The 14615-nt window shown below is 41.0% G+C and carries 12 protein-coding genes; 10 read left to right on the top strand and 2 right to left on the bottom strand.

What is annotated here, in order from left to right; genetic code table 11:
* Positions 1-182: 182 nt before the first annotated feature.
* The 3 genes from secA to MKY18_RS16110 all read left to right on the top strand — a co-directional run bounded on the left by secA (position 183) and on the right by MKY18_RS16110 (position 5795).
* A complete protein-coding gene (secA, locus tag MKY18_RS16120; protein ID WP_065097934.1) occupies positions 183-2708 on the top strand; it encodes a preprotein translocase subunit SecA in 2526 nt (841 codons plus the stop codon).
* A 67-nt stretch (positions 2709-2775) separates the two neighbouring features.
* A protein-coding gene (gene prfB, locus MKY18_RS16115) for a peptide chain release factor 2 (protein ID WP_106067051.1) occupies positions 2776-3877 on the top strand; the annotation gives its coding sequence in 2 pieces (ribosomal slippage) (positions 2776-2847 and positions 2849-3877; 1101 coding nt in all).
* Between the two features lie 124 nt (positions 3878-4001).
* Positions 4002-5795, top strand: coding sequence for a M3 family oligoendopeptidase (locus MKY18_RS16110; protein WP_185107784.1), 1794 nt, complete (start codon positions 4002-4004; stop codon positions 5793-5795).
* Positions 5796-6006: 211 nt separating this feature from the next.
* Here the strand turns inward: MKY18_RS16110 and MKY18_RS16105 are convergent, their stop codons facing one another.
* Positions 6007-6741: an alpha/beta family hydrolase gene (locus MKY18_RS16105; protein ID WP_342487498.1), complete on the bottom strand. Its 735-nt coding sequence runs from the start codon at positions 6739-6741 to the stop codon at positions 6007-6009.
* A gap of 189 nt (positions 6742-6930) precedes the next feature.
* Between MKY18_RS16105 and MKY18_RS16100 the strand changes: the two genes are divergently transcribed.
* The 5 genes from MKY18_RS16100 (at position 6931) to MKY18_RS16080 (ending at position 11490) form a co-directional block, all read left to right on the top strand.
* Positions 6931-7779: a YitT family protein gene (locus MKY18_RS16100; protein ID WP_003212797.1), complete on the top strand. Its 849-nt coding sequence runs from the start codon at positions 6931-6933 to the stop codon at positions 7777-7779.
* A gap of 48 nt (positions 7780-7827) precedes the next feature.
* Positions 7828-8163 (top strand): cytochrome c551, encoded by a 336-nt coding sequence (gene cccB / locus MKY18_RS16095; protein ID WP_185107789.1) that lies wholly within the window; start codon positions 7828-7830, stop codon positions 8161-8163.
* 380 nt (positions 8164-8543) lie between these two features.
* Entirely contained in the window at positions 8544-9230 is a 687-nt protein-coding gene (gene ftsE / locus MKY18_RS16090; RefSeq protein WP_034660129.1) for a cell division ATP-binding protein FtsE, read from the top strand.
* Positions 9223-10113 carry a permease-like cell division protein FtsX gene (gene ftsX, locus MKY18_RS16085; protein ID WP_044139350.1) on the top strand — a complete coding sequence of 297 codons (891 nt, stop codon included), beginning with the start codon at positions 9223-9225 and terminating at the stop codon, positions 10111-10113. Before ftsE ends, ftsX begins: the two co-directional genes overlap by 8 nt.
* Before the next feature lie 111 nt (positions 10114-10224).
* Entirely contained in the window at positions 10225-11490 is a 1266-nt protein-coding gene (locus MKY18_RS16080) for a M23 family metallopeptidase (RefSeq protein ID WP_185107791.1), read from the top strand.
* 50 nt (positions 11491-11540) lie between these two features.
* Here the strand turns inward: MKY18_RS16080 and MKY18_RS16075 are convergent, their stop codons facing one another.
* The gene (locus MKY18_RS16075; protein ID WP_185107793.1) at positions 11541-12281 is read right to left on the bottom strand and encodes a sulfite exporter TauE/SafE family protein; all 741 of its coding nucleotides are present in this window, start codon (positions 12279-12281) and stop codon (positions 11541-11543) included.
* Between the two features lie 153 nt (positions 12282-12434).
* Between MKY18_RS16075 and MKY18_RS16070 the strand changes: the two genes are divergently transcribed.
* Together MKY18_RS16070 and MKY18_RS16065 are read left to right on the top strand one after the other, a co-directional pair.
* Positions 12435-13883 (top strand): S41 family peptidase, encoded by a 1449-nt coding sequence (locus tag MKY18_RS16070; RefSeq protein ID WP_106067773.1) that lies wholly within the window; start codon positions 12435-12437, stop codon positions 13881-13883.
* 344 nt (positions 13884-14227) lie between these two features.
* Positions 14228-14581, top strand: a complete 354-nt coding sequence (locus MKY18_RS16065) for a swarming motility protein SwrAA (RefSeq protein WP_003212923.1) — start codon at positions 14228-14230, stop codon at positions 14579-14581.
* The last annotated feature ends 34 nt before the right edge of the window (positions 14582-14615 follow it).

Below are 14615 nucleotides of genomic sequence, written 5' to 3'. Positions count from 1 at the left end.
ATCTAAAAACAACCTAAAAAAAGTAAACCCGTTCCCTCCATGAGGGGCGGGTTTTTTGTGCGAAATCATTGCAAATTCTTTGGAAATGAAGGAAGGTATGGTATGATAAATGCAGGTAAATATGGACCTGTCAATCTTTTGGACATGCCGAAAAATTGCATGAAATAGAGGAGCGTTATTATATGCTTGGAATCTTAAACAAAGTGTTTGATCCTACGAAACGTACGATCAGCAAATATGAAAAAAAAGCAAATGAAATTGAAGCTCTTGCTCAAGATTTTGAGAAATTATCTGACGAGGCTTTACGAAATAAAACGAACGAATTTAAAGAAAAACTTGAAAAGGGACAATCCGTGGATGACCTGTTGGTTGAAGCATTTGCAACGGTTCGCGAGGCATCACGCCGCGTGACAGGAATGTTCCCATTTAAGGTGCAGCTCATGGGGGGGATCGCGCTTCATGAAGGCAACATCTCTGAGATGAAAACAGGTGAAGGTAAAACGTTGACTTCAACAATGCCTGTTTATTTAAATGCTCTTTCTGGAAAAGGCGTCCACATTGTGACAGTCAACGAATATTTGGCAAGCCGTGATGCAGAGGAAATGGGCAAGATTTTTGAGTTTCTTGGCTTAACGGTTGGCTTAAACTTAAACAGCTTAGACAAAGATGAAAAAAGAGAAGCATATGCTGCTGATATTACGTATTCAACAAACAATGAACTTGGCTTTGACTATTTACGAGATAACATGGTGCTTTACAAAGAGCAAATGGTTCAAAGACCGCTTCATTATGCCGTGATTGATGAGGTTGACTCCATCTTAGTTGATGAAGCGAGAACACCTCTTATTATTTCTGGACAAGCTGCGAAATCTACAAAGCTTTACGTACAAGCGAATGCATTTGTTCGTACATTAAAAATAGAAGATGATTTCACATACGATATTAAAACAAAAAGTGTACAGCTGACAGAAAGCGGAATGACGAAGGCAGAAAAAGCATTCGGCATCGAGAACTTATTTGATGTTAAACATGTCGCACTGAACCATCACATCGCCCAGGCGCTAAAGGCACATGTTGCGATGCAAAAAGATGTGGATTATGTCGTTGAAGAAGGTCAAGTCGTTATTGTTGACTCGTTCACAGGACGTCTAATGAAAGGACGCCGTTATAGTGAAGGTCTGCATCAAGCCATTGAGGCAAAAGAAGGTCTCGAAGTGCAGAACGAAAGTATGACCCTTGCAACGATTACGTTCCAGAACTACTTCCGTATGTATGAAAAGCTTTCTGGTATGACGGGTACAGCGAAAACGGAAGAAGAAGAATTCCGTAACATTTACAACATGCAGGTTGTGACAATCCCGACCAATCAACCAGTGGTTCGTGATGACAGACCTGATTTAATTTACCGCACAATGGAAGGTAAATTTAAAGCAGTGGCTGAAGATGTTGCACAGCGCTATATGACCGGGCAGCCAGTGCTTGTCGGAACAGTAGCGGTTGAGACGTCTGAGCTTATTTCTAAGATGCTTAAAAATAAAGGGATTCCTCATCAAGTGTTAAATGCGAAAAACCATGAGCGTGAGGCACAAATTATTGAAGAGGCTGGTCAAAAGGGTGCCGTCACCATTGCGACCAACATGGCAGGACGTGGTACGGACATCAAGCTTGGCGAAGGCGTCAAAGAGCTTGGCGGTCTAGCTGTAATTGGGACAGAGCGTCATGAATCACGACGTATTGATAACCAGCTGCGCGGACGTTCTGGTCGTCAAGGAGACCCAGGGATTACCCAATTCTATCTCTCAATGGAAGATGAATTGATGCGACGATTTGGTGCAGAGCGCACGATGGCAATGCTTGACCGCTTTGGCATGGATGACACTACGCCTATCCAAAGTAAAATGGTGTCTAAAGCCGTTGAATCATCTCAAAAACGCGTTGAGGGGAACAACTTTGATTCCCGTAAACAGCTTCTGCAATATGACGATGTGCTTCGTCAGCAGCGTGAAGTGATTTACAAACAGCGCTTTGAAGTCATTGATTCTGATAACTTAAAATCGATTGTGATCAATATGATTCAGTCTTCAATTGAGCGCGCTGTTGGTTCTTATACGCCGAAAGAAGAGCTTCCTGAAGAATGGAAACTAGATGGGCTTGTTGAATTAATCAACACGAACTATTTAGATGAAGGAGCCATTTCGGTCAAGGATATTTATGGTAAAGAAGCAGATGAAATCACCTCCTTCATTATGGATCGTATTAAAGAAAAATACGATGCAAAAGAAGAAACATATGGCGATGAACAAATGCGAGAATTTGAAAAAGTCATCGTTCTTCGTGCGGTGGATTCAAAGTGGATGGATCATATCGATGCAATGGATCAACTGCGTCAAGGGATTCATTTACGTGCGTATGCACAAACAAATCCGCTTCGTGAGTATCAAATGGAAGGATTTGCGATGTTTGAGCATATGGTCGCTTCAATCGAAGATGATGTGGCCAAATATGTCTTGAAATCAGAAATCCAAAACAACTTAGAACGTGAAGAAGTCGTTCAAGGTCAAACAACAGCTCATCAGCCTCAAGAGGGTGATGAGGAGAAGACAGTGAAAAAGAAGCCGGTACGTAAAGTCGTAGACATTGGTCGAAACTCACCATGTCACTGCGGAAGCGGCAAGAAATATAAAAATTGTCATGGGAAGACAGAATAAGTAATGGAAAGAGGTGAAAACCTCTTTCTATTCATGTTAGCCCCCATACATCTATGAGGTGAAGGATATGGAATTAGTAGAAATTAGACAAGAGCTTGAAAATATGGCTAGCAGGCTAGCTGATTTTAGGGGGTCTCTTTGACCTCGAAACAAAAGAAGCCAAAATTGCAGAACTCGAAGCGACCATGTCAGAGGCTGATTTTTGGAATGATCAGCAAAAGGCACAAGGCATCATCAATGAAGCCAATGCACTAAAGGATAATGTGAATTCATACCATGAGCTCAGTGAATCTCATGAAGAGCTGCAAATGACACATGACCTATTAAAGGAAGATTATGACGAGGAGCTTCATGTAGAGCTTGAGAAAGAGCTGAAGAACTTAACTAAGCAATTTAACGAGTTTGAACTGCAGCTTCTCTTAAGTGAACCATATGATAAAAACAATGCCATCCTCGAGCTTCACCCAGGCGCAGGCGGTACTGAATCACAGGACTGGGGTTCTATGCTTCTGAGAATGTATACTCGCTGGGCAGAGCGCAGAGGCTTTAAGGTTGAAACGCTTGATTATCTTCCTGGTGATGAAGCAGGAATTAAGTCTGTGACACTGCTCATCAAAGGGCATAACGCATACGGGTACTTAAAAGCAGAAAAAGGCGTCCATCGTTTGGTTCGTATTTCTCCTTTTGATTCATCTGGCCGTCGCCATACATCGTTCGTTTCCTGTGATGTCATGCCTGAGTTCAATGAAGAAATCGATATTGATATTCGAACAGAAGATATCAAAGTAGATACGTATCGTGCAAGCGGCGCAGGTGGACAGCACGTCAATACGACTGACTCTGCCGTTCGTATCACACATATTCCAACCAATGTCGTGGTGACATGCCAAACAGAAAGATCACAAATCAAAAACAGAGATCGTGCGATGAAAATGCTGAAATCGAAACTTTATCAAAGACGGATCGAAGAACAGCAGGCTGAATTGGATGAAATCAGAGGAGAGCAGAAAGAAATTGGCTGGGGAAGCCAAATTCGCTCTTATGTATTCCATCCGTATTCTCTTGTGAAAGACCATCGAACCAATACGGAGATGGGAAATGTTCAAGCGGTCATGGATGGAGATTTAGATTCATTTATCGATGCTTACTTACGTTCGAAATTATCATAAAAACTCGGCTTCTTGCCGGGTTTTTTTTATTGTGAGAAAATATAATGAATATAAAGGAATACATACGCCATACTGACTCTATATCCTTTGTATGATGAAATTAGCAAATAAAGGGGGAAATATTTTGGGATTAACAACATTACAAGAGACGTGGGATTTAGATGCCTTTTTTAAAGGAGGCAGCTCTTCACCAGAATTTAAAACATACTTGCAACACATTCAGCAGCTATTAGATGAATTACGACAAAAGGTCGATGCCTTTTCAAAAGAAGATACACACATTGAAAATAGGTTAACGTCTGTCCTTGACACGTATGAAACCACATATAAAAAACTGTCTCAAGCAGGTTCATTTGTTTCCTGTCTTCAATCTCAAAATACAAAGGATATGAAGGCTGGCAGTCTTCGAGGTACGATTGCTAAACTGGAAGCTGATTTAGGTACCATTCTTGCGCTGTTTGATCAGGCGCTTGCTGCCATCTCTCCTGAAAAATGGGAGGATCTCATGAATTCAGAGACCTTTTCAGATGTTCGCTACATATTAAATGAACGCAGAGAGCGCGTGAAGGATCAATTGCCTGTTGAACAAGAAACATTGATTCAAAAGCTAGCCGTTGATGGCTACCATGCGTGGGATGAGCTTTATTCTAGCTTAGTGAATAAGATTACGATTCCGTTTGAACAACATGGTGAAACGCAGATGATCTCTGTTGGCCAAGCGGAAAATGCGATGGATGATTCAGACCGTGAAGTCAGAAAGGCTGTTTATCATAACCTAGAGCATGCATGGACGCAGGACGAACATCTATTTGCAAGTACGCTCAATCATCTGGCAGGTTTTCGTTTGCAAGTATATGAAGCAAGAGGCTGGGATCATATCTTAAAAGAGCCGCTTGATATTTGCCGGATGAAACAAGAAACCCTTGATGCCATGTGGTCTGTGATTGATGAACATAAGCAGCCATTCATTGATTATTTACATCGAAAGGCTGACATGCTTGGAGTGGATAAGCTAAGCTGGTTTGATGTTGGGGCTCCTATTGGCAGTGAGACCAAGATCTATCCGTATCAGGAAGCAGCTGCTTTTATTGTGAAGCATTTCGCTGGATTTGGAGAAGAGCTTGCTGCTTTTACAGAAAAGGCCTTTAATGAGCGCTGGGTAGAAGCTGAGGATCGCCCGAACAAACGAGTAGGCGGTTTTTGTACAAATTTCCCTGACAGCGGAGAGTCACGCATTTTTATGACCTTCTCAGGCAGTCCATCCAATGTGGCGACACTCGCGCATGAGCTTGGTCACTCGTTCCATCAGGAAGTGATGCAGGATGTTCGCATTCTTAATCGCAAATATGCGATGAATGTAGCTGAAACGGCGTCGACATTCGCAGAAATGATTGTGGCTGATGCTTCATTAAAAGAAGCGGCAAATGAAGAGGAGCGCCTCAGCTTGTTAGAGGATAAGCTGCAGCGAAGTGTAGCTTTTTTCATGAACATTCAATCTCGTTTCTTATTTGAACAGCGCTTTTATGAAGAGCGTAAACAAGGAGAAGTGCCGGCGGACCGGTTGAATGAGCTGATGGTAGAAGCGCAGAAAGAAGCCTTTGGCGACTCACTAGATGAATACCATCCGCATTTCTGGGCGTCTAAGCTGCATTTCCATATCACGGGTGTACCGTTTTATAATTTCCCGTACACATTCGGCTACATGTTCTCACTAGGAATTTATGCAAAGGCCTTGCAGGCTGGTACTTCGTTTGAAGAAAAGTACATTGCATTACTAAAGGATACAGCTTCAATGACAGTAGAAGATTTGGCCTATAAGCACTTAGGTGTCGACCTTACCCAAAAAGACTTTTGGGAGGAAGCCATTAGCCTCGCTGTAGCAGATGCTGAAGAGTTTTTAGAAGCGACGAAAAAGTGAAAATAAAAAGCTCCCATTACGGAAGCTTTAGATTGTTGACAAAGGGCTAAAATGATCTTTATTTTAGCCCTTTGTCTTCTTTTGGCGTGATAGAAAACCTTTGAAGTCTAGGAAGGACGAGCACTGGCACGGGGCGAATTTGACATTTGTGAGCACCAGCGCGCAGGACTGACAACGAATGCGAGGGTTTGTCTACACGCTGAACCTTCCATTACGGGAGTTTTTTTGCTGGTTTTAGCCATCTAAGCACCGTCTGAATGATATCCTTTTGCTGTGTGAGGGCTGGAATGTCCGCTGGCTGATCACCTTTTTGTTTACCATACAGGCCAAACTGAGCATGGTTCCCGCCTTTTATTTCATGATAAACGGTTTGAGACGGCAAATTTGTTTTCGATTGCTTGATTTTCTCTTGTGTCGCAAGTCCATCCTTTTCACCTGATATAGAGAGGACGTTCAAGGACGATGATTTCAGCTCATCTGATGCTGGATAAGACGCAAGGAAAAAAAGACCGTCGAGCTTGCGCTGATTTTTTTCTGCAAACATAGCGGCGGCTGTTCCGCCTAGTGAATGACCGCCAATATACCAATGTTTGATCGTTTGATGATCTTTCATGATATCTTGTGCTTTATTTGTATGAAAAATCGCAAACGAAAATGGCATGTCAGGGATAAAGACAGAGTAGCCTTTTTTCATCAATTCATTCCCGATATAGGCGTATGAAAGTGGTTCTACCTTTGCTCCTGGATAGAGAATGATGCCCGTATCGCTTTTTGTTGATGCAAATGTATAGATGTCGTTTTTATGTTCCACTTGCTCGATGTTCACTTGCTTTTTTAATGCGGCAGATGGTCCGTATGTAAAGCGGCTCCATGTATAGAAAGCACCAAAAGCCAAAATGATCAGTGCAAGTAATGTAATGCCTATGATCTTCAGTATTTTCTTCATCGCATGTCCCTTCTTTCTCTTGTACATATTAAATATACCATCATTTGCTCCTATGCCAAACGGCAAGCACGCTGATCCGTTTGTGTGATAAAGTATTAATCCATTAGCACTGCATTTGGCTGTTATTTACATTCGTAATAGGAGGGCTTAAAATAGGTGTGCATTCAGAAGTAACGGAGGAAGACAGACATGAAGCAGGGACATTCACAATTATGGATTGAAGCAAAAAATTACTTGTTCATTTTAATCGGATCAGCCATTGTGGCGATTGGATTTAATACGTTATTATTACCGAATCAGATTGCCGCAGGTGGTGTGAGCGGGATTAGTACGATTATGCAGTCATTCGGCTTTGAAGCGGCATATGTGCAGTGGGGGCTCAACATTCCGCTGTTTATCGCTGGCTTTTATTTATTAGGCGGTACATTTGGCGTGAAAACGCTCGTTGGCTCTATTTTCTTACCTTTGATGGTGTTTGTCACAAGACATATTGCACCTGTGACACATGAAGCGCTCTTAGCAGCCATTTTTGGCGGAGTGGTGATTGGGATCGGTATAGGGCTCGTGTTCCTTGGAAATGGATCAACAGGTGGAACGGCGCTCGCTGCCAAAATCATCAATAAATATACAGGCCTCACGCTTGGCACCTGTTTAGCGATGATGGATGGCCTAATTGTACTGGCTGCGATGACTGTTTTCGGGATTGAAGAGGGACTGTACGCTGTCATTGGTGTGTTTATTTCAAGTAAAACGATTGATGTCGTACAGGCCGGCTTCAGTCATTCGAAAATGGCGATGATCATTACAGGGCATGAGGATGAAGTCAGACAGGCAGTATTTGATCAAATTGACCGTGGTGTCACAAAAATCTCAGCAGTCGGAGGATATACCGACCATGACCGTCCAATTCTAATGTGTGTCGTTGGACAGTCACAATTCACAAAGTTGAAACAAGTGGTGAAAGCAATCGATGCATCAGCATTTGTCATCGTAATGGATGCAAAAGAGGTGCTTGGTGAGGGTTTTAAAAGGGCGTAAACAAGGATATAATAGCGTTGACCAAATGATTGTAAGGGAGGGAAATTGATGCAAAAGAGCGGATTAATGATGCTGTTTGTAGTGATGCTTCTTGTTCTTGCGGCTTGTGGAGGTAATTCAAGCAGCAGTGACAGTGACAAAGAAGGCAGCAAAAGTGCTTCAACTGTGAGCAGTGGTGAGGAAATTTATCAGCAAAACTGTATTGGCTGTCATGGGAAAGACCTATCTGGCGGAGGCGGACCAAGCCTGAAAGAAGTAGGGAAGAAATATAATGAAAGCCAAATTGCAGATATTGCACAGAATGGTAAAGGCTCTATGCCAAGCGGAATGGTAGATGAGAAGCAAGCAAAAGAAGTAGCAAAATGGCTTGCAGAGAAAAAATAAAACCTTTGTCTAATCGACAAGGTTTTTTTGTTTTTATATGTAGAAAAAGACTTTTGAATAGTATGAAAACGCATTATATTAAATTTTATTTAAAAAATAAGGGTAAAAAGACACACTTTTCGGTTTTAAACGTTGTTTTTACCTTTTAACGATAAGTTTTGAAATATAAATGTAATACCATTGCGTCGATTCATGACGTATAATTGGAGTTGTTGAAATTTAGACGATTCATTTTTTTCATCTTTTTGGATGAAAAGGACATAAATTGCTTGTACGTATCGAAGGGTATGTGCGTGACCATACATAACGTTTTTTGACGATAAGTGTCAAAACATCATGATAAGCTGTTAGTCAGCAATAAGAAAAGATTAGGTGATTACATGATTGAAATGAAGGAAGTCTACAAGATCTATCCTAACGGTGTAAAGGCGATCAATGGAATCAATGTCTCTATCCACCCAGGAGAGTTTGTGTATGTTGTTGGTCCCAGTGGTGCTGGTAAATCCACTTTCATCAAAATGATGTATCGTGAAGAGAAGCCAACCAAAGGGAAAATCTTAATTAATAGCAGAGATTTAGCCTCAATTAAGGAAAAAGAAATTCCTTACGTAAGAAGAGAAATTGGCGTAGTGTTCCAAGATTTCAAACTACTTCCAACCCTCACGGTGTTTGAGAACGTGGCATTTGCTCTTGAAGTCATTGGGGAACAGCCTCATATCATTAAGAAAAAAGTGCTGGATGTACTTGATTTGGTACAGCTCAAGCACAAAGCACGACAATTTCCTGACCAGCTGTCTGGCGGTGAACAGCAGCGTGTATCTATCGCTCGTTCAATCGTGAATAGTCCTGAGGTTGTCATTGCAGATGAGCCGACAGGAAACCTTGATCCAGATACATCTTTGGAAATCATGAAGACACTCGAAGAGATTAATAACCGCGGAACAACAGTCGTCATGGCGACACACAACAAAGAAATTGTAAACAGCATGAAGAAACGCGTCATCGCAATCGAAGATGGAATGATTGTGCGTGACGAAGCAAGAGGGGAGTACGGCATTTATGATTAAAACTCTCTCGCGGCATTTACGTGAGAGCTTCCGTTCACTTGGAAGAAACACGTGGATGACATTTGCATCAATTAGTGCGGTCACTGTCACATTGATTTTAGTTGGGGTTTTTCTTGTGATTATGCTCAACTTGAACAACATGGCATCGAATGCTGAAAAAGAAGTAGAAGTAAAAGTGTTAATCGAATTAACGGCGAATCAAAAGCAGCAGGATGAATTAAAAGCAGAAATTGAGAAGATTCCTGAAATTAGTGATGTCAAGTACTCATCTAAAGATGACGAACTAAAAGCGCTGATTAAAAGCTTTGGTGAAAATGGACAATCCATGGGACTTGTTGATCAAGAAAACCCATTAAACGATGCGTTTATTGTGAAAACATCAGATCCACACGATACACCAAAAGTAGCGAAGAAATTAGAAAACCTAAAAGGTACGTATAAAGTAACCTACGGAAAAGAAGAAGTCAGCCGACTCTTTAATGTGGTTGGAGTGGCGCGAAATGTAGGGATTGCGCTCATCATTGGGCTTTTATTTACAGCTATGTTCTTGATCTCTAATACGATCAAAATTACGATTTTTGCTAGACGTAAAGAAATCGAGATTATGAAACTCGTAGGTGCAACGAACTGGTTTATCCGCTGGCCATTCTTCATTGAAGGATTACTGCTTGGTGTATTTGGTTCCATTATACCAATCGCTCTATTGCTTGGCACATATCAATATGCAGTGGGCTGGGTGGCACCAAGAGTACAAGGCTCATTTATTTCCATGCTTCCATATAACCCATTTGTCTTTCAAGTTTCACTGGTCCTTCTATTGATCGGTGCAATCATTGGTGTATGGGGCAGCTTGACATCCATTCGTAAATTCTTAAAAGTATAAATCTATTTTTGATGGCAGCACTCGAGAATTTGCTAGAAGATGTGACCGGTTGAACCGATTCATCCGGTCGACTCTTCATGCAGGCAGTTGTCATAGGAGGGGAATATCGTTTTGAAAAGAAAGCTGATGATGGCTGGAATGGCAGCGTTTATTGGAACAACGTGGCTATACATTCCAGGGAACGAGAATCGTGCATTCGCATATGAAGACCTAGATCAAAAACGTCAACAAATCGAAGAGAAAACATCAAAGACTGAATCAACTTTGAAGAAAAAGAAATCAGAGCTGGCTAAGCTTGAAAAGAAAGAATCCAAGCTCAAAAAAGAAATTGAAAAGATTGACCACAAGGTAAGTGCTGCAACTGAAAAAGTCGCTGAAAAAGAAAAAGAAGTCAAACAAACGAAGCAAGAGATCAAGAAACTAAAAAAAGACATTCAAGTCATCAATGATCGAATTGAAAAAAGAAAAGCTATATTCAAAGATCGAATTCGTTCGATGCAAAAAAGCGGCGGTACGATCAACTATTTAGATGTGCTGCTGGGTGCTCGCAGCTTTAGTGATTTTGTCGGTCGTGTTGGGGCTGTCACAACCATTGTCGAAGCAGACAAAGACATGATTACAGAACATGAAAATGATTTAAAGCTGGTGGAGCAAAAAGAAGCAGAGCTAAATAATCAGCTAAGTGGACTTGAAACATCTCTGAAAGAGCTAGAAGAGTTGAAAAAGGATTTGTCTAAACAGCAAAAAGAAAAAGAGAAAATCTTAGGGAATGTAACAGATAAAAAGAATCATACTCATGATGAATTAGGCAAACTTGAAAATGAACAAGAAATTTTAGCGAACCAAAAAGCGGCTGTGAAGTCTGAGGAAGCACGCCGCCAAAAGGAAGAAGCAAAGAAAGCGAAACAAGCAGCTGCTGAAAAAAGTGCACCTACACCTCAAAGTGGCGGTTCAGATCAAGTATCTGATACACCAGCAAGCAGCTCAGGCTTTGTTAAACCAGCTGCTGGCCGATTCTCATCTGGCTTTGGCGGACGTTCTGGCGGAAACCACTTTGGATTAGATATTGCAGCAAAAGGCACAGTATCTGTCGTCGCAGCTGCATCTGGAACAGTCACGAACTCAAGCTACTCATCGAGCTACGGGAATGTAATATTCATTACGCATAATATCAATGGACAGACCTATCAAACGGTATATGCTCACCTATCTACAAGAAGTGTGTCCACAGGGCAGAGAGTCGAGCAAGGACAATTCCTTGGATATATGGGGAATACAGGCCAGTCACATGGTCAGCATCTCCATTTTGAAATTCATAAAGGATTATGGAATGGCGCAAAATCAAATGCAGTCAATCCAGCGCAATATATTCGCTAATCAAAAAGCCGATAACATCACGTTATCGGCTTTTCTTATTCTAAATAAAATTAAAATAACAGCAGTAAACCGGCAATAATAGGTGTTAACAGTACAGCCGATTTCAATAAAAGCTTCGGTGCAAGGCGTGTGAATTTTGCGCCAATATATGCGCCTAATACTGTTCCGATTAAAATTTGAATGAGCAAGATAAAATCAACATAGCCCTCTGTAATATATCCAATTCCACCACCGATGGAAATCGGAATAATGACAAGCATTGTCGTGCCAACTGCCTGTCGAATGGAAAGTCTCAGTAAAATCAAAAGTCCTACTTGGATAAATGGTGCGGACCCGATACCAAACATACCTGACAGCAATCCGGATACAATTCCTAAAATAATACCCCTTATGAGCAGTTGATGTGAAGAAAGCGGCTGATGCTCAGCTTCTTCCTTCAGAACAAATAATTTGATCATCATAAACACAGCGGATAAAAAGAGCATGCCAGCTGTTAAATAGTGCAGATTTCCTTCTGGGATAAAAGGAGCAATCTTAGCTCCTGCAAAGGAAGCAAAACAAGCCAAAGCTCCGACGATCAAACCAGATTTCAGCTGAATATTCCCTTCCCGGTAATGGCTGTATGCACCTGATAACGTCGTAAATGCCATTGCGGCTAAAGATGTCCCAAGTGCGGTATGGATAGGGATATCAAAAATTAACGTAAGCAATGCGATAACAAAACCAGCACCGCCTGCACCTACAAATCCTAATAAAATTCCTAATAATAGCATCGTCAATATAATATACATAGCGAAGACTCCTTCTCGATCATAACAAAATAAAAATTACACCTAATAAAATAATTAGTCAAGCCTTCGCGACAGAATGTCTTTACATGAAATCCCTTCTTCTGGCATATAATAACTCAGGTCATCAGGAAGAGTTGAAGAAGGAGGCCAAATATGAAAAAACAAATCGCATCTATTATGGCAAGTGTCGTTCTATTAATCAGTGCAGGGGTGATGACGCATAAAGAGGGAACTCATGCAGAGTCACCGCAAGCAGCTGCTGCAATGGCTGGACAAGCTCAATCAAGTGATAAGGCGAAAGAGAATGGGATGGAGAAAATTGAGAAAGCCTATGACCTTATTTCGAATGAATATGTAGAGGAAGTGGATCGCCAAAAGCTGCTTGAAGGCGCCATTCAAGGAATGCTTTCAACTTTAAATGATCCGTATTCAGTATACATGGACAAGCAAACCGCCAAGCAATTTTCTGATTCGCTTGATTCTTCTTTTGAGGGAATTGGGGCAGAAGTGGGGATGGATGAAGGAAAAATCATTATCGTCTCTGCCTTTAAAAAATCCCCTGCAGCAAAAGCAGGTCTAAAGCCGAAAGATGAAATCATCAGCATTGATGGTGAGTCGATGAAAGAAAAAAGCTTAAACGATGCTGTACTGAAAATAAGAGGGAAAAAAGGAACATCCGTCGCTCTGAAAATCAGACGAAATGGGATTGGAAAAGAGTTAACATTCCATATCAAACGAGAAGAAATCCCACTTGAAACCGTGACTTCCTCTATGAAAGAGGTGAATGGTCATAAAACAGGTTATATCGCGATCTCAAGCTTTTCAGAAGATACTGCGAAGGATTTCACATCAAGCCTGAAACAGCTCGAGAAAAAGGGCATAGAAGGTCTTGTGCTTGATGTAAGAGGAAACCCTGGCGGCTATCTGCAAAGTGTAGAAGACATTTTGAAACACTTTATTACAAAGGATCAGCCTTATATTCAAATTGCAGAACGGAACGGCGACAGGAAACGCTATTTTTCAAAGCGGAAAGAACAGAAGCCTTACCCAGTTAATGTTTTAATTGATAAAGGCAGTGCATCCGCTTCTGAAATACTTGCTGGTGCTATGAAAGAAGCCGGAAAATATGAAGTCGTCGGTGATGTCTCCTTTGGTAAAGGCACTGTGCAGCAGGCGGTTCCAATGGGTGACGGCAGTAACATTAAATTAACGTTGTATAAATGGCTCACGCCAAAAGGGAATTGGATTCACAAAAAAGGTGTCGTACCAACGATTGCGATTCATCAGCCAGATTACTTTACTGTAGGACCGCTTCAGCTGAAAGAACCACTTCAGCTTGATATGAACAATGAAGAAGTGAGACAAGCACAGACGCTATTAAAGGGATTGTCATTCGACCCCGGCAGAGTAGACGGCTACTTTGATGAAGAAACGAAAAAGGCGGTATTAGCCTTCCAAAGCACATACAATCTCGATAAATCAGGTGTAATTGATCTGAAGACAGCGAAAATGATGAACAAAATGGTGGATGAAGTGAAATCCTATGAAAAAAATGATCTTCAACTGCAGACTGCACTAAAAGCACTATATCTTAAAAAATAAAGAGGCGAATAAATGCCTCTTTTTTTTGGTTCATAAGTGTCACAAACATGTAATAGTTTATTCTTAAAAATAAATTATATCGAGAAATATATTCATTTATTTTACAAAAAACATAACATTCCTTCGATTTTACCCGATAACTTATTTATATAAGAGACTTTCTGTTGATTTAAACATGTCATGAAAATGAAACTTTTGAAAGTTGTATGTTACATAAATAATTCTTACAATATAAAGTAGCACTCATTTTAAATATTTTATTTTTTGCGGATATTCAGCTTGAGCATTAAGCTGTACCGAGGTTTGCGCTTTTCTTAAAAGAACTAGTAAATGGGGGTACACAATTGAAAAGGGCAAGTATTGTGAGAGAGAAAAAATATTACGAGTTGGTAGAGGAGCTTAAGAGTCGTTCGAAAGATGTGACGTTTTCCGCTACAAAGGCATTAAGTCTGCTCATGCTGTTAAGCAGGTACTTGGTCAATTACACAACGGTAGAATCAGTCGACGAAATCGATGAAGACTGTGCTGAGATATACTTCAATTATTTAATGGATAATCATAAGAGACTTGGTATAAACTTAACCGACATCAAGAGGTCGATGCAGCTGCTCGGCGGCATACTAGATGTAGATGTCAATCACTACTTAAAAGATTTTTCACTGTCGAATGTCACACTTTGGATGAATCAGGAGAAATAAACCTGGTGTCAAGCATCGATTTATTTGATAGAAT

Origin of the sequence: Bacillus sp. FSL R7-0672 (assembly GCF_038601465.1) — a bacterium.
GTDB lineage: Bacteria > Bacillota > Bacilli > Bacillales > Bacillaceae > Bacillus > Bacillus pumilus.
This window is presented reverse-complemented; position numbering and strand designations above follow the sequence as displayed.

Coding starts and splice junctions, on each gene's coding strand:
- secA (WP_065097934.1), top strand. CDS start 183: ATGCTTGGAATCTTAAACAAAGTGTTTGATCCTACGAAACGTACGATC.
- MKY18_RS16105 (WP_342487498.1), bottom strand. CDS start 6,741: ATGAAGAAAATACTGAAGATCATAGGCATTACATTACTTGCACTGATC.
- MKY18_RS16100 (WP_003212797.1), top strand. CDS start 6,931: ATGAAGCAGGGACATTCACAATTATGGATTGAAGCAAAAAATTACTTG.
- cccB (WP_185107789.1), top strand. CDS start 7,828: ATGCAAAAGAGCGGATTAATGATGCTGTTTGTAGTGATGCTTCTTGTT.
- ftsE (WP_034660129.1), top strand. CDS start 8,544: ATGATTGAAATGAAGGAAGTCTACAAGATCTATCCTAACGGTGTAAAG.
- ftsX (WP_044139350.1), top strand. CDS start 9,223: ATGATTAAAACTCTCTCGCGGCATTTACGTGAGAGCTTCCGTTCACTT.
- MKY18_RS16075 (WP_185107793.1), bottom strand. CDS start 12,281: ATGTATATTATATTGACGATGCTATTATTAGGAATTTTATTAGGATTT.
- MKY18_RS16070 (WP_106067773.1), top strand. CDS start 12,435: ATGAAAAAACAAATCGCATCTATTATGGCAAGTGTCGTTCTATTAATC.